The organism is Paraburkholderia sp. BR14312 (assembly GCF_040948675.1).
GTDB lineage: Bacteria > Pseudomonadota > Gammaproteobacteria > Burkholderiales > Burkholderiaceae > Paraburkholderia > Paraburkholderia nodosa_A.
In genome coordinates this window covers 46,119-66,097 of the sequence record NZ_JBFPKI010000009.1, presented here as the reverse complement: position 1 = coordinate 66,097, position 19,979 = coordinate 46,119, and the positions used below count along the sequence as shown (strand labels likewise).

17 protein-coding genes are annotated in these 19,979 nt (G+C 65.1%); 11 read left to right on the top strand and 6 right to left on the bottom strand.

Going from position 1 to position 19,979, the window contains the following annotated elements; all coding sequences use genetic code 11:
• Window positions 1-89 precede the first annotated feature (89 nt).
• Together AB3X98_RS24730 and AB3X98_RS24725 are read right to left on the bottom strand one after the other, a co-directional pair.
• Entirely contained in the window at window positions 90-677 is a 588-nt protein-coding gene (locus AB3X98_RS24730) for a flavin reductase family protein (RefSeq protein ID WP_069266344.1), read from the bottom strand.
• 131 nt (window positions 678-808) lie between these two features.
• A complete protein-coding gene (locus AB3X98_RS24725; protein ID WP_069266345.1) occupies window positions 809-1,759 on the bottom strand; it encodes a DMT family transporter in 951 nt (316 codons plus the stop codon).
• A 116-nt stretch (window positions 1,760-1,875) separates the two neighbouring features.
• On the opposite strand from AB3X98_RS24725, the gene AB3X98_RS24720 reads away from it, so the two are divergent.
• Complete coding sequence (locus tag AB3X98_RS24720) at window positions 1,876-2,682, top strand: helix-turn-helix domain-containing protein (protein WP_368603040.1); 807 nt, start codon at window positions 1,876-1,878, stop codon at window positions 2,680-2,682.
• An 87-nt stretch (window positions 2,683-2,769) separates the two neighbouring features.
• Complete coding sequence (locus AB3X98_RS24715) at window positions 2,770-2,988, top strand: hypothetical protein (protein WP_028207581.1); 219 nt, start codon at window positions 2,770-2,772, stop codon at window positions 2,986-2,988.
• An 86-nt stretch (window positions 2,989-3,074) separates the two neighbouring features.
• On the opposite strand, the gene AB3X98_RS24710 is transcribed toward AB3X98_RS24715, so the two are convergent.
• The 4 genes from AB3X98_RS24710 to AB3X98_RS24695 form a co-directional block, all read right to left on the bottom strand.
• Window positions 3,075-4,268, bottom strand: coding sequence for a porin (locus AB3X98_RS24710; RefSeq protein ID WP_368603065.1), 1,194 nt, complete (start codon window positions 4,266-4,268; stop codon window positions 3,075-3,077).
• 129 nt (window positions 4,269-4,397) lie between these two features.
• The gene (locus tag AB3X98_RS24705) at window positions 4,398-5,669 is read right to left on the bottom strand and encodes a c-type cytochrome (protein ID WP_368603066.1); all 1,272 of its coding nucleotides are present in this window, start codon (window positions 5,667-5,669) and stop codon (window positions 4,398-4,400) included.
• Window positions 5,670-5,743: 74 nt separating this feature from the next.
• The gene (locus tag AB3X98_RS24700; RefSeq protein ID WP_368603041.1) at window positions 5,744-7,519 is read right to left on the bottom strand and encodes a GMC family oxidoreductase; all 1,776 of its coding nucleotides are present in this window, start codon (window positions 7,517-7,519) and stop codon (window positions 5,744-5,746) included.
• The gene (locus AB3X98_RS24695; RefSeq protein WP_368603042.1) at window positions 7,520-8,269 is read right to left on the bottom strand and encodes a gluconate 2-dehydrogenase subunit 3 family protein; all 750 of its coding nucleotides are present in this window, start codon (window positions 8,267-8,269) and stop codon (window positions 7,520-7,522) included.
• Between the two features lie 310 nt (window positions 8,270-8,579).
• Between AB3X98_RS24695 and AB3X98_RS24690 the strand changes: the two genes are divergently transcribed.
• The 9 genes from AB3X98_RS24690 (at window position 8,580) to AB3X98_RS24650 (ending at window position 19,969) form a co-directional block, all read left to right on the top strand.
• Complete coding sequence (locus AB3X98_RS24690; RefSeq protein WP_368603043.1) at window positions 8,580-9,527, top strand: dihydrodipicolinate synthase family protein; 948 nt, start codon at window positions 8,580-8,582, stop codon at window positions 9,525-9,527.
• Between the two features lie 29 nt (window positions 9,528-9,556).
• Complete coding sequence (locus tag AB3X98_RS24685; RefSeq protein ID WP_368603044.1) at window positions 9,557-11,137, top strand: aldehyde dehydrogenase (NADP(+)); 1,581 nt, start codon at window positions 9,557-9,559, stop codon at window positions 11,135-11,137.
• Window positions 11,138-11,416: 279 nt separating this feature from the next.
• Window positions 11,417-12,517 carry an ABC transporter substrate-binding protein gene (locus AB3X98_RS24680; RefSeq protein ID WP_368603067.1) on the top strand — a complete coding sequence of 367 codons (1,101 nt, stop codon included), beginning with the start codon at window positions 11,417-11,419 and terminating at the stop codon, window positions 12,515-12,517.
• Between the two features lie 109 nt (window positions 12,518-12,626).
• Entirely contained in the window at window positions 12,627-13,706 is a 1,080-nt protein-coding gene (locus tag AB3X98_RS24675; RefSeq protein ID WP_069267326.1) for an ABC transporter ATP-binding protein, read from the top strand.
• Window positions 13,703-14,584 carry an ABC transporter permease gene (locus tag AB3X98_RS24670; protein ID WP_368603045.1) on the top strand — a complete coding sequence of 294 codons (882 nt, stop codon included), beginning with the start codon at window positions 13,703-13,705 and terminating at the stop codon, window positions 14,582-14,584. Before AB3X98_RS24675 ends, AB3X98_RS24670 begins: the two co-directional genes overlap by 4 nt.
• Entirely contained in the window at window positions 14,584-15,510 is a 927-nt protein-coding gene (locus AB3X98_RS24665; RefSeq protein ID WP_368603046.1) for an ABC transporter permease, read from the top strand. The genes AB3X98_RS24670 and AB3X98_RS24665 overlap by 1 nt, the downstream gene beginning before the upstream one ends.
• A 39-nt stretch (window positions 15,511-15,549) precedes the next feature.
• Window positions 15,550-17,301, top strand: a complete 1,752-nt coding sequence (gene araD, locus AB3X98_RS24660) for an L-arabinonate dehydratase (RefSeq protein ID WP_368603047.1) — start codon at window positions 15,550-15,552, stop codon at window positions 17,299-17,301.
• A 119-nt stretch (window positions 17,302-17,420) separates the two neighbouring features.
• The gene (locus tag AB3X98_RS24655) at window positions 17,421-18,620 is read left to right on the top strand and encodes a porin (protein ID WP_069267329.1); all 1,200 of its coding nucleotides are present in this window, start codon (window positions 17,421-17,423) and stop codon (window positions 18,618-18,620) included.
• A 149-nt stretch (window positions 18,621-18,769) separates the two neighbouring features.
• Window positions 18,770-19,969 (top strand): amidohydrolase family protein, encoded by a 1,200-nt coding sequence (locus tag AB3X98_RS24650; RefSeq protein WP_368603048.1) that lies wholly within the window; start codon window positions 18,770-18,772, stop codon window positions 19,967-19,969.
• Window positions 19,970-19,979 lie beyond the last annotated feature (10 nt).

Genomic DNA, 19,979 nt, shown 5'->3' with positions numbered 1-19,979 from the left:
TTGGATGTTTTCAAATATATGCAATGCGAAATATTTGTGGCGATTTCACACCACACGCGAATCATAGCGGCCTGATCGCGTTGGTGCGCTTACGCGAGTTCGCGTGCCTTAATCGTGTCGCTGGCGCGCACGAAATTGCCGGCGCCCAGATGGTGAATCGTGTGCAAGTCCGCGTTGCTGCTGTCGAGTTCCCAGTGGCCATTGCGGAAGACACGCGGCTCGGCCGCGGCAGCGATCACTTCGGCGAAGCACGTATCGTAGGCGTCTTCGGTGTGCCGTTCGGGAATCAGGCGGCATTCCATCCACGCGCAGCAGCCTGCTTCGAGCAGGGGCAAGCCGAGCTTCGGGCCCGTAATGGCGGCGATATCGAAACGCTGGAACTTGTCGGTCTCGCGGCCGCTGACGCTGCCCACGGCGTAGGTCAGATCGATTGCGGCGGCGCCCGGAATGATCACGCCGAACGTGCCGCTCGCGTTGATGAGTTCGCGCGTGAACGTGCGCTTGTCGATCACGATGGCGATGCGCGGCGGTGTGAATTCTACGGGCATCGACCACGCGGCCGCCATGACGTTGCGGCGCTTGCCGTCGCTGCTGGTGACGAGCACGGTGGGGCCGTGATTGATGAGGCGGCTCGCGTGTTCGAGCGCTACGGGCGTAAAAGTCGAGAGGGTTTGCATCGGGTGCCGGATTCGAGGTGAGTCGGAACCCGAGCGACTTTACCTCAGAAAGCGCAGGCGTGCGGCGAGACGCCGTCACGCCAACCGAAAGACCGTAGATGCCGCGTAATTCGGGTACTTTGTTGATCGAATCAGGAAACCCGAGCGCCGTTTGCGTTGGCGGCACGACGGCCGAAAGCCTGGCGGACCCAGCTTTGGGCGTTCACCACCAGCAGGCCGATCAGCACGAGCGCCGAGCCAAACAGGAACGCGGGCTCTACGCGCTCGTGCAGCAGCGCGACGCCGAACGCCACGCCGAACAGAGGCGTCATGAACGACAGTATGCCGAGGCGAGCGGCCAGATAGCGGCGCAGCAGCCAGAACCACACGAGATAGCTCACGAACGAGACGAGCAAGGTCTGGAATGCGAGGGAGGCCAGCGCGAGCGGCGTGCCGTGAAAATGCGCCTGGCCGGTCAGGAACGAGAACGGCACCAGCGCGACGAAAGCACCCGCCAGTTGATAGAAGAGCGTTTGCGTGGCGGGCGCCTCGCTCAGGCGGCTCGTGCGCACGACGACAGTGGTGAGCCCCCACGCCGCGCCCGCGCAAAGACCCATGAAGTCTCCGAGCAGCCACAACGGCGAGCCCGGGATGTCGGCGCCCAGCAGCGCGGGCCCGAGGAACGTGATGGCGATGCCCGCGAAGGCGATCGCAATGCCGCCCCATTGCAGCCGCGCGAGGCGTTCGTCGGGCAGGCGCAGATGCAGGCCGATTGCCGCGAACATCGGCGCGGTATAGAGAAACACGGCCATGTGCGAGGCATTGGTCCAGCGCAGGCCCATGGCCACGAACACGAATTCGAGCGCGAACAAGCCGCCTGTGACGAGCCCCGCGCCGCGCGCCACGCCCGGCAGCCAGCGCTCGCGCGAAACGAGCTGGTTGAAGAGCCACACGAGTGCCGCCGCCACGCCCGAACGCAGCCCGATCTGCAGCATGGGCGGGATGTCCCCGGCCACCGCCTTGATCGCGACCTGTTGCAGACCCCATGCGAGGCAGAGCGCCACCATGATGGCCACGGCCGTTGCGTCGACTTGCTTTCTCATTGCGGGCTCACTGATTTGAAGGATTCGGCTGAAGTTTGTTGGCAGTGGGCGTAGTATTGATGCGACGGGATGCGCGCATATAGCGCAAAACTGACAATCGATAGCCCCAGACCGCCATGCCCAAAACACCTGCCCGTGCTCGCCCGGCGCGCTACCTGCGCCTGCCGCCCTTCACCGACGTGCTGCCCACGCCCGTGTTCTTCCGCATGGAGCACATGCCTTCGCATGCCACCTATCCGCAGATGTGCCACCCGTGGGGCGAGTTCGTTTATGCGTTCAGCGGCACGACCGAGGTGAAGGCGGGGGACGAGCACTACATCACGCCGCCGCATCTCGGGCTGTGGATCGCACCGGGCACCGAGCACGTGGGCTTCAACGAGCAGGAGACCGTGCATTGCTCGGTCTACATCAGCCGCGACCTGTGCACGCGCATGCCGGCAACGAGCTGCGCGGTGATGGTGTCGCCGCTCGTGCGCGCGATCCTCGAGCATCTGCGTGTGACGCTAGCGGAGGAGGAGGGCGAAGCGCAGCGCGCGCGTCTGTTGCGTGTGCTCGTGGATCAGTTGTCGACCTGCGCGACCACGGGCAGCTTCGTGCCGCATACCGACGACGCCGATCTCAACGCTATCCTCCAGGTGCTACGGCAGAATCCCGCCGACAATCGCTCGCTTGCAGAGCTTGCCGATGCATTTCACATGAGCGAGCGCACGCTCATGCGCCGCGCGCAAAACGAGCTCGGCATGTCGTTGACGGAATGGCGCCAGCGCATCCGGCTCGTCAACGCGCTGCCGATGCTGCATGCCGGGCGCAGCGTCGAGGCCGTGGCGCTGGATCTGGGGTACGCCACGTCGTCGGCTTTCATCGCAATGTTCCGACGATTGACGGGCACGAGTCCCGGACAGTTCGTGGCCCGTACGCGTTGAACATAGGGCTGCGCGTAACGATTACGAAGCCTTACGAAACCCCACAAAACCCTAAAGATTCCCTGTGCGCGCGCCGTTAGAGCAGGCATGAAAGCCCTACTCACCCAAACCGACGCACGCTTCATCCTGTCGATCGCCCTCGAGCTGGCCGAGAGCCAGGCCGCCGCGGCCGGGGTTCAGCTCGAATCGGCGGCAGGATCGGCGATTACCGACGACGTGATCGTCGCCACGCTCTCGCAGTTCGCACCGACCGTGACGATCGACGAGTTCTACGGCCTGCTGGACCGGCCGGAGGTGCTGCACTGAGCGGCGGCGCGGCCGGCAAAGGCAAGCGGGCGCTCATGGCGTGAGCACCCGCAATTTCGTTGCGCAAGCAACGAAACTTCGGAGTATTAGAACTTCTGACGCAAGCCCACGCTCACGATGGCTTGCGACCGCGTGGCCGACGAGTGGCCGTTGCCCTTGTCGGACACCGAAGCGGTTGCCGCGACCGGATTGCCGGCTGCGTCGAGCGTCATGCCTCCTGCATGCTGGTAGCCCGCGAGTAGATACACCGTCGAGCGCGTCGAGAGATCATAGGTCGCGCCCACCGAAACGTTGTGGTACTGCGCGTCTTCATCCACACCTTCCACGGCGCTGCCCCGCGTATAGCTGTAGCCCGCGAACAGATGCGTGCGCGGCTGCACGTTCCACTGCGTGAAAATGCCCGCGATATTGAAGATCGCATTTCCCGAAAACAGCGAATTCGCGCCCGAGCGATATTGCACGTTGCTGTAGTTCACGCCGACCACGGCGGGACCGAAGTCCCACGTTGCGCCCGCCGCCACCACCTGCTGCGATTGCGCGCTCGCATAGCCTTCGTTGATCGACGAGTTGAACGTGCCGTCGTACGTGCCTTGCCACTTGCCGTAGGTGGGATCGTCAAGGCCGGTCTTGCTGTTGTCCGAGCGTTCATAACCCACGCCCATGCGCAGCGGGCCGTTTGCGTAGCCCGCGCCCACGCTCCAGGTGTTCTTGCGCTTGATGCTGCCCGCCTGGCCGCCGAAACCGTACAGCGCACCGAACGTGAAGCCCCCGTAGTTCGCGCTCGTGTACTTGATCGAGTTGTCGACGCGCGTGGTCTGGTCGAGGTCGTCGATGTCGCCCGGATGCGCGCCGAAGCCGCCGATGTAGTTCACGGGCGCGACCGGCCCGACGAAGTCGTCGAGCGAGGTGTACTGGCGGCCCATGGTGAGCGAGCCGTAACGCTGGTCCGAGAGGCCCACGAAGGCCTGACGGCCGAACAGGCGCCCGCTCTGGCCCGAGGTGCCGTTCGTGATGTCGAAGCCGTCTTCGAGCAGGAAGATGGCCGCGAGCCCGTTGCCCAGGTCTTCCTTGCCCTTGATGCCCCAGCGGCTGCCCGAGAGGTTGCCGGTGGAGAGGCCCACGTTCGAATGGCCCGTGTAAGCGCCGGTGGTGCCGGTGCGCTCGTTGCTGCGATACGTGATGCCGGCGTCGGCAATGCCATACAGCGTGACCGAGCCTTGCGCCGATGCGATGCCGGCGAGCGAGAACAGGACTGGTGCGGCGAGCAGGTGTTTTCTCATCATTTGTTGTATCAACGTCTAAAGATCGCCTGTTGAGCGATTTCTGGTTATGCGCGCACACACGTGCGGTCTCGCGAACGAGACCGCAGGTGTGAAACGCGGGGAGGGAAAAGTGCTGCGCGGGGCGCGTTAGTGCTTGAGCGTTGCGCCAGGCGGCAGCCCCGGCGTGCTCACGGTGATGGTCTTGCGGACCCTCCCGACGTCTTCGGCGCTCACTGGCGCGCCGGTGTTGCCCCAGCTCGCACGCACGAAGGTGGACACGTCGGCCACTTCCTGGTCGGACAGACGCCAGCCGAACGACGGCATCGTGAACGACGAGGGCGCGGATTGCGTGCCTTCGAGCGCGCTGCCTGCGAGCAGCACGTGAATCAGCGAAGTGGGGTCCTTGCCCTGCACGACCGGGTTGCCGCCGAGCGCCGGGAACACGCGCGTGTAGCCGCGTCCGTCGCTGCGGTGGCAGGCCATGCAGTTGTCGCGATAGACCGCTGCGCCGCGTGCGCTCGCGTCGCCGTTTTGCAGCTTGTGCGCGGCGGCGGGATCGTAGGCATACGCGGTTTCCTTCGGGTCACTGGAGGGCAGCGTCTTGAGGTAGCGCGCGATGGCGAGCAGGTCCGCGTCGTTCATGTGCTGCATGCTGTGCTGAACCACGTCGGTCATGCCGCCGAAGGCCGCAGTATGCAGATTGCGGCCCGACTTGAGGAACTGCACGATGTCGTCCTCGCTCCAGTTGCCGAGGCCCGTGCGCGGGTTGCCGCGCAGGCTGGAGGGGACCCAGCCGTCGATCGGGGCGCCGCCCGCGAGGAAGTCGTCGCCTTCGAGGTCGGTGAGCGCAAGCTCCTGCATCGTGCGTGCGCGCGGCGTGTGGCACGCGCCGCAGTGGCCGAGGCCCTGCACGAGATACGCGCCACGCGCGACGATCGCATCGTTGTAATGCGAGCCGTCGAACGCCTGCACCTTCGGCGCGAACAGCACGCGCCAGGCGCCGAGCGGCCAGCGCATCGAGAGCGGCCAGGGAATGTCCACGGCGCGGTTCTGCGCCTGCACGGGCCCGACGCCATGCATGAAGTACGCGTAGAGCGCCTTCATGTCGTCGTCGGAGAGGCGTGCGTACGACGGGTAGGGCATCGCCGGGTAAAGCGTGTCGCCGTTCGGCCGCACGCCCTGGCGCACGGCTTTCGCGAAATCGTCGTAGCTCCACTTGCCGATGCCCGTATTCGCGTCGGGTGTGATGTTGGTCGAGTAGATCGCGCCGATCGGCGTGTCGAACTTCAGGCCGCCCGCGAAGGGCTTGCCGCCCTGCGTGGTATGGCAGGCAATGCAGTCGCCGGCGCGTGCCAGGTATTCGCCATGCGCGACGAGCGCGGCGTTCGGTTGCTCAGCCGCGTGCGCCGAAAATGCCATGAACGCCACACACGCGAAAGTTGCGCGTGCAACGTTCGCGCCGATGGAAAAAATGTTCTTCTTCATGCGGCTCTTCACACGCTCACCAGGGGACCGGGGTTCTTCAGATACTGGTTGCGAATGGCCTTCGCGCTCCAGTAAGCGAGGGCGGCGACGAGGCCGGTCGGGTTGTAGCCGATCCCCTGCGGGAACGCGGAGGCGCCCATCACGAACACGTTGGGCACATCCCAGCTCTGCAGATAGCGGTTGATGACGCTGGTGTTCGGATCGGTGCCCATCACGGCCCCGCCCACGAGGTGAGTGGTCTGGTAGCGGCGCGAGTCGAAGTGCGCGCCGAACTCGCGCGTGTAGACGTTGATGGCCTTCGGGCCCATCGCCTCGGCAATCTTCTGCATCTGGCCCGTCACGTACCGCGCCATCTTGATGTCGTTGTCCTTCCAGTCGAAGGTCATGCGCAGAAGTGGCTGGCCGTACGAATCGCGATAGGTCGGATCGAGGTCGAGGTACACGTCGCGGTACGACATGTTGGAGCCGTGCGCGTCCATCGAAATGGTGTGCGCGTAGTGGTCCTTCACGGCCTTCTTCCAGCCTGCGCCCCAGTTCGGCGTGCCCGCGGGCGTGGCGATGCCGCTGATCGGCTTCACGCCCGCCTGGTTCACCCAGAGCGGCGAGCCGCCCACGAAGCCGGGCGGGCCGTGGTCGAAGTTGTCGGCGTTGAAGTCGTCCACGGCCACGCCGTTGCCGCCCGCACCGATGAACGGGTTCGTCCACGTGTCCTTGTCGAAGAACGCCGTGATGGTCGAGAGGTTCTGGTACGCGAAGTTGCGGCCCACTACGCCTTCGCCCGACACCGGGTCATAGGGCTTGCCGATGCCCGAGAGCAGCAGCAGGTGCACGTTGTGATACTGGAACGCCGAGACGATCACGAGGTCGGCAGGCTGGAACACTTCCTGGCCCGCCGGATCGATATACGTCACGCCCGTGGCGCGCTTTCTCGTGTCGTCGAGTTCGACGCGCAGCACGTGGCATTTCGAGCGCAGTTCGAAGTGCTTTTCCTGCTTGAGCGCGGGCAGGATGTTGAGGTTCGGCGAAGCCTTCGAGTACATGTAGCACGCGTAGCCGCTGCAGAAACCGCAGAAGTTGCACGGGCCCATCTGCACGCCATAGGGATTCGTGTACGGCCCCGACGTGTTCGCCGAAGGCAGGCGGTAGGGATGCAGGCCGAGCGACTTCGACGCATCGAAGAAACGCTGCGCCGAATAGGTATTCAGTTGCGCGGGCAACGGGAAATTGTCGCTGCGCGCGGCTTCGAACACATTGCCGTCGCCGACCACGTTGCCCTTCACCTTGTACGCCTGGCCCGAAGTGCCGAACACCTTTTCCGCGAAGTCGAAGTGCGGCTCCAGTTCGTCGTAGGTGACGCCGTAGTCCTGGATCGTCATGCCTTCGGGGATGAACTTCTTGCCATAACGCTCTTCGTAATGGCTCTTCAGGCGCAGCTCTTCGGGCGTGATGCGGAAATGCACGCCCGACCAGTGCAGGCCCGCGCCGCCCACGCCTTCGCCTGGCAGAAACGCGGCGAGCTGGCGGTAGGGCAGGGCCGTGTCGTTCACGCCGTGGCGGATCGAAACCGTGGTCTTCGACAGGTCGAGAAAGAGCTTCTTGCGGATGTTGTACGTGAGCTCGTCGATGGTGTTGGGGTACGCGCCGTCCGGGTAGGTGTCGCGATACTCGCCGCGCTCGAGCGCCACCACTTTCAGACCGGCTTCGGTCAGTTCCTTCGAGAGGATCGCGCCGGTCCAGCCGAAGCCGACCACGACGGCATCGACATGAGGTTTTTTGATCGCCATTCAGGTACGCTCCCCGTTGATCGAGACCGGGCCGTACGGATAGGGCTTGCCGTTCTGGTTCACGAAATCCATGAAGTCGGCGCGTGCGCCAGGAAAGCCGATCATCTTCCACGCAGCCATGTTGCGGTTGCCGCCGTGGATCGGGTCGCAGAAGTAGCCTTCGCGCGTGTTCTGCAGCAGCTGCCCGAAGAACACGGAGGCCGGCACGCCATCCAGCTCGACCTTGCCCGCTTCGAGCGCGCTGAGCACGCTGTCGCGCGTGCTCGCGTCGAGCGCGTCGAAGTCCTTGCCGTAGGCCTTCGCGCAGTACGCGTTCACGGCCTGGATGCCGAGCCGGTAGATGTCGCGCGGCACGAGCTTCAGCTGGTAGCCGAGTTCGGGCACACCTTGCTGGAACGGTCCCTGCATGTACCAGAGCGCGCCGTGCGCGTAGGGCGTATCCATCTGCCGGTCGATGAATTCGGGCACGCCGGCTTGCAGCGCGCCGGGGCCTTCGGCGTCGGCGGGAATCAGACGGTCGGTGGCGGCTTCGACAAAGGCCCACTCGCGCGCGTCGAAGAAGCGCGGCTTGTAGGCGACGGCCTGACCGGCTTCTGGCCTGACGTTGGGCGCAGAGGCGGCGCTGCCCGCCGCGGCGGTTTCGCTCGACGGCTGCTTGCCGCCCTCGCAGCCCGCCAGTGCGCTGGCGGGCACGAGCACCGCTGCCGTGCGCAGGAAGCCGCGGCGTGTCGTGAGAGGAGAGTCAGACATGGTGGGATTCTGTATGAGTTCGGCGCGGTGTGGTTCGACCGTGTCCGCGTAGCCATCCTGAGTTGTTGCGCGTGACATCCGCCGCGGCGGCCACGGAACGGAGATGGTAAATGGAACCGGTTCCACGATTGGAGCGCAATTCTACAATATACCTTTACGGGGCCGGTACCGACCGCGCAAGGGCGAGCGGACCACGGTTGTCATACCCTCCGAACAAACCCCAACAAATGCAACAAGTTGTTTGACAACTACGGTGGGCCAGTGCTACTGTGCCCGGTATTGACAACCCACCATCCCAGCACGAGGCCTCATGAACGTGTCCCCGATTGTCGAGAGCGAATTCGCCTCGACTGTGATGGCAGTGCCGCCGCTCGCACGCCGCCCCGACTTCTCCCTCGACGTCGAACAGAACCGCAAGCTGATCCGCCATATGGAAGCGGGCGGTATTCGCACGCTGCTGTACGGCGGCAATGCGAATCTGTACCACGTCGCCGTGAGCGAATTCCGCGAGTTGCTTGACATGCTCGCCGGCCTCACCGCGCCCGAAACGCGCGTGATTCCGGCCATCGGCCCCGACTACGGCAAGATGCTCGACCAGGCGCGCATCCTCGCGCAAACGCAATACAAGACGGCCATGGTGCTGCCGCTCTCCGGCTTCACCACGCCCGCAGGCGTCGAAGCCGGTCTCGCGCGTATCGCCGACACCGCCGGTATTCCGCTCACGCTCTATATCAAGAGCGAAGACTACGTCGACGTCGACACGCTCGTGCGCCTGATCGACCGCGGCACGCTCATTGCGGTGAAGTACGCCATCGTGCGCAAGGACCCGGCGAACGATCCGTATCTGCGCCGCCTGCTGGAAAGCGTGCCGGCCTCGAAGGTCGTCTCGGGAATGGGTGAGCGTCCGGCGCTGGTCCACGTGCGCGACTTCGGTCTGGCTGCCTGGACCACGGGCTCGGGCTGTATCGCTTCGAGCGCCATCATGGCGCTCCTGAAGGCCGCGAAGGAAGGCCGTGCAGAAGAAGCCCAGCGCCTCTACGATGCCTTCATGCCGCTCGAAACGCTGCGCGACAACATCTCGCTCATCCGCGTGCTGCATGACGCCGTGACGCTCTCGGGCATTGCCGACATGGGTCCGATCCTGCCGCTGCTCTCGCAGTCGCCCGCTGAGGCGCTGCCGGCGATCGGCGACGCGGCCAGGGCGCTGCTCGCGTTCGAGCAGAAGCTGGCCGCAACGGCCCAGACCGCCAGCGCATAAATGGCAGATAGCATTTGAACGGAGCGAACATGCAGATTACTGGAGCCATGTTGTTGGGCGCGCAAGCGGTGCGAGGCGAGGCGGGCGAGATGCGCGCCTTCGCGCCCGCGCTCGGCCAGGAGATCGAGCCGTCGTTCGGCCTCGGCGGCAAGGCCGAAGTCGCGCGCGCCTGTGAACTCGCGGCGCAAGCGTTCGACGCCTTCCGCGCCGCGCCGCACGAAACGCGTGCGCGCCTGCTCGAAGCGATCGCCGAGCGCATCCTCGGCACCGGCGACGCGCTGATCGAGCGCGCGCATCTCGAATCGGCGCTGCCCAAGGCGCGCCTCGAAGGCGAGCGCGGCCGCACGGTCGGGCAGCTGCGCCTTTTCGCGTCGCTCGTGCGCGACGGCCGCTGGTGCGGCGCCGTGCTCGACTCGGCGCTGCCCGAGCGCAAGCCGCTGCCGCGCTCGGACCTGCGCGCGCATCGCATCCCGCTCGGCCCGGTGGCCGTGTTCGGCGCGAGCAACTTCCCGCTGGCGTTTTCGGTGGCGGGCGGCGACACGGCTTCGGCGCTGGCTGCCGGCTGCCCGGTCGTCGTGAAGGCGCACCTCGCGCATCCGGGCACCTCGGAACTCGTGGGCCGCGCGATCCAGCAGGCCGTGGCTGACGTCGGCCTGCCCGAAGGCGTGTTCTCGCTCGTGTTCGGCGGCGGCAACGAAGCGGGCGAAACGCTCGTGGCGCACGCGGCTATCAAGGCCGTGGGCTTCACGGGCTCGCGCCGCGGCGGTCTCGCGCTTTCGCACATCGCGGCCGCGCGTCCCGAGCCGATTCCGGTCTACGCCGAAATGAGCAGCATCAACCCGATGTTCGTGCTGCCCGCGGCGCTGGCCGCCCGCGGCGATGCGCTCGCGGAAGGCTTTGTCGATTCGCTCACGCTGGGCGTGGGCCAGTTCTGCACGAACCCGGGCCTCGTATTCGCGATCGACTCGGCGGAACTCGACCGCTTCGTGAAGGCGGCAAGCGCCGCGCTCACGCAGAAGCCCTCGCAAAGCATGCTGACTCCCGGCATCGCCTCGACGTATGGTGAAGCGATTGCGGCGCGCAAGCAGCTGCCGGGCATCGAGAATCTCGCCGAAGGCACGAAGACAGAAGCGCATTGCGACGCGCTGCCGGTCCTCTTCAAGGCGAGCGCCGAGCAGTTCCTCGCCCAGCACGCGTTGTCGGACGAGATCTTCGGGCCGACCTCGGTCGTCGTGGCGTGCCGCGACGAAGCGGAACTCGCGCGCGTGGCGGAGCACCTCGAAGGCCAGCTCACGGCGACGCTGCACATTGACCGCGACGACTACGCGATGGCCGCGCGCCTCTTGCCGATTCTCGAGCGCAAGGCCGGCCGCATTCTCGCCAACGGCTTCCCGACGGGTGTCGAAGTCTCGTATGCGATGGTTCACGGCGGCCCGTTCCCGGCCACTTCGGACGCGCGCTCGACTTCGGTGGGCGCGATGGCGATCGAGCGCTTCCTGCGTCCGGTCTGCTACCAGGACGTGCCGGCCGAACTGCTGCCGGTCACACTGCAGAACGACAATCCGCTCGCGCTGTGGCGTTTGCGCGACGGCGAGCTGGTGAAGCAGTAATCCCGCGAAAGCGGTCAGAAAAGCGCCTGCAGAAGCCTTGCAGGCGCTTTCTCCAAAAGGAGCCCGACAAGAGGCTCACAGTAGTCTCACAAAGAGCCTGACGTTGCTTGACAACTTGATGCGTGGTTCGGCATCCTGTGTCCGGCTTTGAAAATAGAAGAATCGACGGGTCGCGTAGAACAAATTCCATAAACAGAGATGTGAGGAGATGCGATGTTCGATGGACGTTTGAAGGCCAGGGTGCTGGCCGTGTGTGTGGCGGCCGCCGCGGCGCTCGGCATGAGCGCGGCAAAGGCCGATCCCGTTTCGCTGAACATAGTCGACGTGGCCGGTAACCTGCAGCTCACGCAGAAGGCTTTCGAAGCGTTCAAGGCGAAAAACCCGAATCTCGTCTCCAACATCACTTACACCAACGCGCCCGCACCGCAGTTGCCTGGCAAGATCAAGGCCATGCAGGCCGCCGGTCGCGCCGACATCGATCTCGTGCTGACGGGGACCGACGCGCTCGCCGCCGGCATCGAACAGAATCTCTGGATGAAGCTGCTGCCCGACCAGCAGGCCGCGCTGCCGGGCGTGCTCGACAAGTACGCGCCGGGCGCGCGCAAGATGCAGGACCTGGCGCAAGGCTATGGCCTCGAAGTGGCGTACATGCCGGCCGGTCCGCTGATCGAATACAACCCGGCCAAGGTCGCCAGGCCGCCGCAAACGCCGCAGGAACTGCTGACGTGGTGCAAGGCGAACCCCGGCAAGCTGATCTATGCGCGTCCGGCCAACTCGGGGCCGGGCCGCACGTTCCTGATGGGCCTGCCTTACCTGCTCGGCGACAAGAACCCGCAAGACCCGATCAACGGCTGGGACAAGACCTGGGCGTTCCTGAAGGAGCTGAACTCGTGCGTGCCGTACTACCCGGGCGGCACCTCGGCGGTGATGAAGGAATTGGGCGAAGGCACGCGCGACATGACCGTGACGGTGACGGGCTGGGACATCAACCCGCGCGCGCTCGGCATCGTGCCGGCGGACTTCAAGGTGCAAGCGTTCAACAACATGACGTGGGTGAACGACGCCCACTATATGGTCGTGCCGAAGGGCGTTTCGAAAGAGAAGCTCGCGGTGCTGCTGAAGCTCATGAACTTCATGCTCGAGCCGCAGCAGCAGGCCATGACGTATGACGACGGCTACTTCTATCCGGGCCCGGCAGTGAAGGACGTCACGCTGCAGATGGCGCCGAAGGAAAGCCAGGACGTGATCGCGAAATACGGCCGCCCCGAGTACGCGAAGTGGCTCACGGCCTATCCGCATGTCCAGCCGCTTTCGGCGCAGGCGATGGTCGCGGCGTTCCAGAAATGGGACCGCGAAGTCGGTTCGCAGAAGTCGCAGTAACGAGAGGAAGAATCAGCAATGGACGGACGGTATTCGAGTCGCTCGTTCGGGTTGAGTGCCGTCCGCGTTCCATTCGTACGTAGTTGATCTTGTTGATCAGGAACGTGTCATGAAGCATTCTTTCGATCGCCTGCGCCTCGACTCGGTGTGTCGTAGCTTCACTAGCGCAGAGGGGACGCAGCTCGCCGCGCTGCGCGGTCTCGACCTCGACATTCGCCGCGGCGAATTCATCGCGCTGTTAGGGCCGTCGGGCTGCGGCAAATCCACGGCGCTCAATTGCATCGCCGGTCTGCAGCCGCTCACGAGCGGCAGCATCTGGCTTGACGACCAGCGCATCGACGTGTTGCCGCCCGAGAAACGCGGCTTCGGCATGGTGTTCCAGAATTACGCGTTGTTCCCGCACATGACGGTGCTGGAAAACGTCGGCTTCGGCCTGAAAATGCAGGGCGTGCCGCGCGAAGAGGCGAAGCGCCGCGCGCGCGAGGCGCTGCAGCTCGTGCAGCTCGTCGGCCATGAAAACAAGCTGCCGGGCCAGCTTTCGGGCGGCCAGCAGCAGCGCGTGGCGATTGCCCGCGCCATCGTCATCGAGCCGCCGCTCGTGCTGATGGACGAGCCGCTCTCTAACCTCGACACCAAGCTGCGCATCGAAATGCGCGCGGAAATCCGCCGCATTCACGGGCAGCTCGAACGCGCCACGATTTACGTGACCCACGATCAGGACGAAGCGCTTTCGATGGCGGACCGCATCGTCGTGATGAAAGAGGGCGTCGTGCAGCAGGTCGCGACGCCGAAGGAAGTGTATAGCCGCCCCTCGAATCTGCACGTTGCGCGCTTCATGGGCTTTCGCAATGTGCTGCCGTTCGCCATGACGGGCGAGCAGGGCGCGCATGTTGCGATGTCGTCTTCGGGCATCACGCTCACAGGCGTGCCGATGGGCGAGCTGAACGGCGGCGAAATTTCCGTGGCCATGCGCCCCGAGGATTTCGAGCGCGCCAACGCGGGCGATGCGAACGCCTTCGACGTCGAAGTGGAAATGGTCGAATACGGCGGCCGCGATTCGCTGCTGCTCGCCAACGCGCCGTTCGGCAAGCTGTGGGCGCGCGTGGAAGGCGAATTCGAAGCGGGCGAGCGCGCCACGCTGCGCGTCGCGCCTTCGCACGTGCTGGCCTACGCGGAGCGTGCGTCATGAGCACGCTCCTTCCGTCGCTGGTCAAGGCGCCGCGCGATTCTCGCGGCTGGCTCATCACGCCCGCGCTCGGCTTCATCATCGCGATGTTCCTCTATCCGTTCGCCTACGGTCTCGTCCTGTCGTTCAGGCCGATGAACGGCGGGGGCATGTTCGCGAATTACCTGCAGTTCGTTCACGACCTTTCACTCTGGCCCACGGTGTTCGTCACGCTCAAGCTGGCGGTGCCCGCGACGATCATCAATGTCGGGCTCTCCCTGCCGGTGGCCTTCGCGCTGCGCCGCAAGTCGCCGTACCAGAAGCTCGTGACCACGCTGCTCGTGATTCCCGTCACGCTCGGCACTGTGCTGATCGCCGACGGCATGCTCAGCTACTTCGGCCCGAACGGCTGGTTCCCGCAGGCGCTGCACGCACTGCATCTGTATACGAACGAAGAGATCCGGCTCACGCACAACTATTGGGGCGTGCTGATTTCGCTGATCGTTTCGGGTTTCCCGTTCGCGTTTCTGCTCACGCTCTCGTACGTCACCGGCATCGACCCGACGCTCGCGCGGGCGGCGGCCACGCTTGGCGCAGGCCCGTGGCAGCAGTTCCGGCAAATCTATTTGCCGCTGCTCGCGCCCGGTCTCACGATGGCCGCGTGCCTGTCGTTCGTGCAGGCGTATTCGGTGTTTCCTTCGGCGGTGCTGCTCGGTGCGCCCGCGGGTCCCACGCGCGTGATCTCCATTGCGGCAGCGGAGGCGGCGTTCGAGAGCTATGACTACTCGCTCGCCTCGACCATCGCCATCGTGATGGGCTTCGTGCAGTTGATCGTCGTGGCCGCGATGTTGAGCGCCAAGCGCTTCTTCTACTCGGGCCCGGTGAGCGGGGGGAAAGGCTGATGAGCGCCCATCAACGTAACGCGGCCGGCCTCGGCACGGGTGCGCAGGCGGGCGAGGAGCGCAGCGCTCCCGCCGCTAACGTCGAGCAGGCCAGGCCCGCTTCGCGCCTGCCCGACGTGCTCTGGAAAGTGTTCGTCTGGGGCGGCGTGGTGTTCTTCCTGCTCAATGTTGTGCTGCTGATCGCCACGGTGGGCGTGAACTCGATCGCCACGCGCTGGTTCGGCACGCCGCTGCCGCAAGGCTTCACGGTGCACTGGTATGCGCAGGCGTGGCGCGACTTCCAGCTTTCGAGCGTGCTGTGGGTGACGTTCGAAGTGGTCGGCTCGGTCGTGCTGCTCTCCATCGCGCTGGGCGTGCCCGCGGCCTACGCTCTAGCGCGCGCGCAGTTCCCAGGCAAGCGCATTGCCATGCTCGTGTTCCTGCTGCCGCTCATGGTGCCGCCCGTCACGTACGGTATTCCGATGGCGACCGCCATGTACCAGATCGGCCTCGCGGGCACGTTGCCCGGCGTGATCCTCGCGAACCTGGTGCCCGCGCTGCCGTTCGTGATCCTCGTGATGACGCCGTTCATCGAGCAGATCGATCCGAACCTCGAGTCGGCCGCGCGCATTTTCGGCGCGAACACGTTCCGCTATTTCCGTTATGTATTGCTGCCGCTCCTCGTGCCGGGGATGCTGGCGGCCGGGCTGCTCGTGCTGGTGCGCACGATCGGCATGTTCGAACTCACTTTCTTTACCGCCGGGCCCGACACGCAGACGCTGGTGGTTGCGCTGTACTACGCCGTCTTCTCGACGGGCGTGCGTGCGCCGCAATCCATCGACGCGATGGCCATGATCTACATGGCCATCACGCTCGCGTGGGTGCTGGTGGCACTGCAGTTCGTCAGCCCGACACAGCTCGTGTCGCGCGTGAAGGAGCAGCGCTAGGGCCGGCGGCTTTACTGGAAACACCTGGAGCAACGCAAGATGAGCAAGAAGCGAAAGACCCCCGAAGAACTGCGCAGCCACCGCTGGTATGGCGTGAACGACCTGCGGTCGTTCGGCCATCGCTCGCGCACCGCGCAGATGGGCTACAGCCGCGAGGAGTACGCGGGCAAACCGGTGATCGCCATCCTCAATACGTGGAGCGAGATCAACCCTTGCCATACGCACTTCAAGCAGCGCGTGGAAGAGGTCAAGCGCGGCATCTGGCAGGCGGGTGGTTTCCCGATCGAACTGCCGGTGCAGACGCTTTCCGAGCCGTTCCAGAAGCCCACCACGATGCTCTATCGCAACTTCCTCGCCATGGAGGCGGAAGAGACGATCCGTTCGTACCCGGCCGACGGCGTCGTGCTGATGGGCGGCTGCGACAAGACCACGCCCGCGCTGCTGATGGGCGCGATCTCGATGGATCTGCCCACGATCTTCCTGCCCGCGGGTCCGATGCTCAACGGCAACTGGAACGGCGTGACGCTCGGTTCGGGTTCGGACACCTGGAAGTACTGGGCCGACCTGCGCGCGGGCAAGATCACCGAAGAGGACTGGAAGGGCGTGGAAGGCGGCATTGCACGCTCGCCGGGCCACTGCATGACGATGGGCACGGCATCGACGATGACGAGCGCCGCGGAAGCCTTGGGCTTCACGCTGCCGGGCTTCGCCTCCATTCCCGCGCCGGACTCGCGCCACGCGCAGATGTCGGCGAAGACGGGCATGCGCATCGTCGAGATGGTGTGGGAAGACCTGAAGCCGTCGGACATCATCACGCGCAAGTCGGTCGACAACGCCGTGACCACGTGTCTCGCGCTTTCGGGCTCGACCAACGCGATCGTCCACATGATCGCGCTTGCGCGCCGCGCCGGTGTCGATCTCACGCTCGCGCAGTACGATGAAATCGCGCGCCGCACGCCGGTGCTCGCGAACATCCGCCCGACCGGCAAGTACCTCATGGAGGACTTCTACTACGCCGGCGGCCTGCGCGCGATGCTCAAGGAACTCGGCGAGCTGATCGACGGCACGCAGATGACCGTGAACGGCAAGACGCTCGGCGAAAACATCGCCGACGCGCAAATCTACAGCGAAGAGGTAATCTATCGCCGCGCGAAGCCGCTCATGCCGGATACGGGCCTCGCCGTGCTGCGCGGCAATCTCGCACCGGACGGCGCCGTCATCAAGCCCGGTGCGGCGGAAAAGCGCCTGCACGTGCACACGGGCAAGGCCGTAGTGTTCAAGGATTACAACGACATGGCTGCGCGCATCGACAGTGAAGAGCTCGACTGCGACGAGAACAGCGTGATCGTGCTCCAGCACGCGGGTCCTGTCGGCGCGCCGGGCATGCCGGAGTGGGGCCAGCTGCCGATTCCGCAAAAGATTCTGCAGAAGGGCGTGCGCGACATGTTGCGTATTTCCGACGCGCGCATGAGCGGCACGAGCTACGGCGCATGCGTTTTGCACGTGGCGCCGGAATCGTTCATCGGCGGTCCGCTCGCCCTCGTGCAGGACGGCGACCTGATCGAGCTGAACGTGCCGGAGCGCCGCCTGAACGTGCTGATTTCGGACGAGGAAATGGCGCGCCGCAAGGCCGCGTGGGTCGCACCGGAACTGCGCTTCAGGCGCGGATATGGCGCGATGTACCAGATGCACGTCATGCAGGCCAACAACGGCTGCGAGTTCGACTTCATGCAGCGTGACGGCGTGGGCGGCTCGTGCGCCAGCGCCGGCGGCGAACCCGAGATTCACTAAGGAGACGAATTCGGCCGGGAGCGCTTCAGGGGTGATGCGCTCCTTGCCGGACAGGAGGCAATGTAGCAACCAGGGTTTTAACGAGTATCAAACCACAACGACTAAAGATAGGACGACTGATGAAAAAGACTATCCTCGCTTCCGCGCTTGGACTCGCCGCGCTGGGCGCTCACGCGCAAAGCAGCGTCACGCTGTACGGTATCGTCGATAACGGTATTGGTTATCAAAGCAGCTCCACCTCGCTGGGCAAGACTTCTGGCGGACGTTCGCTCGTCAAGATGGCGCAGGGCATCTGGGCCGGTTCGCGCTTCGGCTTGAAGGGCGGCGAAGATCTGGGCGGCGGCACGCGCGCGATCTTCACCCTTGAAGAAGGCTTCAATTCGGCAACGGGCGCACAGCAAACCACGAACCTGATGTTCAGCCGCCAGGCGTTCGTGGGTGTCACGAACGCGAACTACGGCACGCTGACGGCCGGCCGCCAGTACGCCCCGTACTACACGCTGCTTTCGCCGTACAGCCCGACCACGTGGCTGACCGGCGCATACGGCGCGCACCCGGGCGACATCGACTCGATGGACACGATCTATCGCATCAACAACGCGCTGGTCTATACGTCGCCGAACATCGCGGGCCTGACCGTGAGCGGCATGTATGCACTGGGCGGCGTGGCGGGCAGCACCGGCGCAGGCCAGACGTGGAGCCTTGCCGCGCAATACCTGCACGGTCCGGCTGGCATCGCCGTAGGCTTCGAGCGCCTGCACAACGCGACGCCTAACGGCGGCGCATGGAGCGCGAACTCGACGGCTTACAGCAATGGCGAGCCGGGCGTGTCGGCTCTCACGAACGGCTTCCAGACGACACAGTCGCAGCAGCGCCTGGCTGTGACAGCTGGCTACCAGTTCACCTCGCAGTGGGACATTTCGGTGGCTTACTCGAACGTCCAGTACATTCCGGGCACGGGTTCGTCCTTCCACGACACGCAGATCTGGAACACGGGCGGCGTCGTGCTGCACTACAAGCCGATCACCGTGCTCGACCTCGCGGCTGGGTTCTCCTACACGCGCGCGACCAAGGCCAACGGCATCCAGAGCTCGGCTTCGTACGCACAGTACAACCTGTCGCAGTACTACACGCTGTCGAAGCGCACGGGTCTGTACTTCGTCGAGGCGTACCAGCGCGCAGGCGGTCAGACGCTTGGCACGAACGGCGCGGGCAACATCATCAACGCGACTGCCGACATCGGCGATGGCCAGAACAGCGCGCCGTCCTCGTCGCGCAGCCAGGTGGCGGGCGCGATCGGTATCATTCACCGCTTCTAAGTCTTCACGCTCCGAAAGCAGTATGTTCGGCGGTGCCGGGTCGACAACCGGCGCCGCCGTTTTTTTTGCGGGCAGAGGTAGTAGAACATCTAATCTTCGAATATCCGGCCGAATCGATAAGATCCTGCGATGTTTCACGGAGAATCGGCATGACATTCACGACTTCCGCGCTTCATCTCTCCAACGTCAGGCTGGCCGACGGCCAGCGCGTTGGCGTCGCGCTCGCCGATGGCCGCATCGAGGCAATCGGACCCCACGTCGCGGCACAGCCGGGCGTACCAGTCGTCGACGGCGGCGCAGGGCTGCTGCTGCCCGGATTCGTCGAAGGCCACACGCACCTCGACAAGAGCAACTGGGGCCGCCCGTGGTATCGCAACGAGGTAGGGCCGCTGCTCACCGACCGCATCGCCAACGAGCGCGAATGGCGCAGGACCTCGGGCCACGATGCCGCCGCCCAGTCGCTCGCGCTGGCGCGTGCATTCGTGCAGGCCGGTACGACGCGCCTGCGAACCCATGTCGACATCGACACCGACGCGCGGTTGCGCTACCTCGAAGGCGTGCTCGCCACGCGGCAGACGCTGCGCGATGTCCTCGACCTGCAGATCGTCGCGTTTCCGCAGTCGGGCATGCTGATCCGGCCCGGTACGGTCGAACTGCTCGACAGCGCACTGGCGGCCGGCGCCGACGTGCTCGGCGCGCTCGACCCGGCGCTGATCGACGGCGATCCCGTGGCCTCGCTCGATGCCACGTTCGCACTGGCGGAGCGCCATCGCAAGCCGATCGATATTCATCTGCACGAACCCGGCGAGGTCGGGGCGTTCACGCTGAAACTGCTGCTCGATCGCGTGCAGGCGCTCGGCATGCAAGGCCAGGTGGTCGTGAGTCACGCGTTTTGTCTGGGCGCGTTGCCGGAGCGTGTGCGCGACGCATTGATCGACCGGATTGCGCAACTGCGCGTGGCGCTGCTGACGAGCGCGCCGCCTTCGTGCCCGGTTCCGCCGCTCAAGGTCTGCCGCGACAGGGGCGTGACGGTGTTTGGCGGCAACGACGGCATTCGCGACACGTGGTCGCCGTATGGCGTGCCCGACATGCTCGAGCGTGCCATGTTGATCGGCTTGCGCTACGACTTGCGGCGCGACGACGATATCGCTGTCGCATTCGACTGCGTGAGCGATGCCGCCGCGCGTGGCTGCGGTTTCGCCGACTACGGTCTGCAGGTTGGGGCGCGTGCGGACCTCGTGGTCGTCGAGGCGGAGAGCGTCGCGCAGGCCGTCGTCGCGCGGCCCAAGCGCAAGCTGGTTGTCGCGAATGGATGTGTCGTCGTGCGTGATGGGGAGTGGATCGTGTGAGTGATCGGTG

Coding starts and splice junctions, on each gene's coding strand:
- AB3X98_RS24730 (WP_069266344.1), bottom strand. CDS start 677: ATGCAAACCCTCTCGACTTTTACGCCCGTAGCGCTCGAACACGCGAGC.
- AB3X98_RS24725 (WP_069266345.1), bottom strand. CDS start 1,759: ATGAGAAAGCAAGTCGACGCAACGGCCGTGGCCATCATGGTGGCGCTC.
- AB3X98_RS24720 (WP_368603040.1), top strand. CDS start 1,876: ATGCCCAAAACACCTGCCCGTGCTCGCCCGGCGCGCTACCTGCGCCTG.
- AB3X98_RS24715 (WP_028207581.1), top strand. CDS start 2,770: ATGAAAGCCCTACTCACCCAAACCGACGCACGCTTCATCCTGTCGATC.
- AB3X98_RS24710 (WP_368603065.1), bottom strand. CDS start 4,268: ATGAGAAAACACCTGCTCGCCGCACCAGTCCTGTTCTCGCTCGCCGGC.
- AB3X98_RS24705 (WP_368603066.1), bottom strand. CDS start 5,669: ATGGCATTTTCGGCGCACGCGGCTGAGCAACCGAACGCCGCGCTCGTC.
- AB3X98_RS24700 (WP_368603041.1), bottom strand. CDS start 7,519: ATGGCGATCAAAAAACCTCATGTCGATGCCGTCGTGGTCGGCTTCGGC.
- AB3X98_RS24695 (WP_368603042.1), bottom strand. CDS start 8,269: ATGTCTGACTCTCCTCTCACGACACGCCGCGGCTTCCTGCGCACGGCA.
- AB3X98_RS24690 (WP_368603043.1), top strand. CDS start 8,580: ATGAACGTGTCCCCGATTGTCGAGAGCGAATTCGCCTCGACTGTGATG.
- AB3X98_RS24685 (WP_368603044.1), top strand. CDS start 9,557: ATGCAGATTACTGGAGCCATGTTGTTGGGCGCGCAAGCGGTGCGAGGC.
- AB3X98_RS24680 (WP_368603067.1), top strand. CDS start 11,417: ATGAGCGCGGCAAAGGCCGATCCCGTTTCGCTGAACATAGTCGACGTG.
- AB3X98_RS24675 (WP_069267326.1), top strand. CDS start 12,627: ATGAAGCATTCTTTCGATCGCCTGCGCCTCGACTCGGTGTGTCGTAGC.
- AB3X98_RS24670 (WP_368603045.1), top strand. CDS start 13,703: ATGAGCACGCTCCTTCCGTCGCTGGTCAAGGCGCCGCGCGATTCTCGC.
- AB3X98_RS24665 (WP_368603046.1), top strand. CDS start 14,584: ATGAGCGCCCATCAACGTAACGCGGCCGGCCTCGGCACGGGTGCGCAG.
- araD (WP_368603047.1), top strand. CDS start 15,550: ATGAGCAAGAAGCGAAAGACCCCCGAAGAACTGCGCAGCCACCGCTGG.
- AB3X98_RS24655 (WP_069267329.1), top strand. CDS start 17,421: ATGAAAAAGACTATCCTCGCTTCCGCGCTTGGACTCGCCGCGCTGGGC.
- AB3X98_RS24650 (WP_368603048.1), top strand. CDS start 18,770: ATGACATTCACGACTTCCGCGCTTCATCTCTCCAACGTCAGGCTGGCC.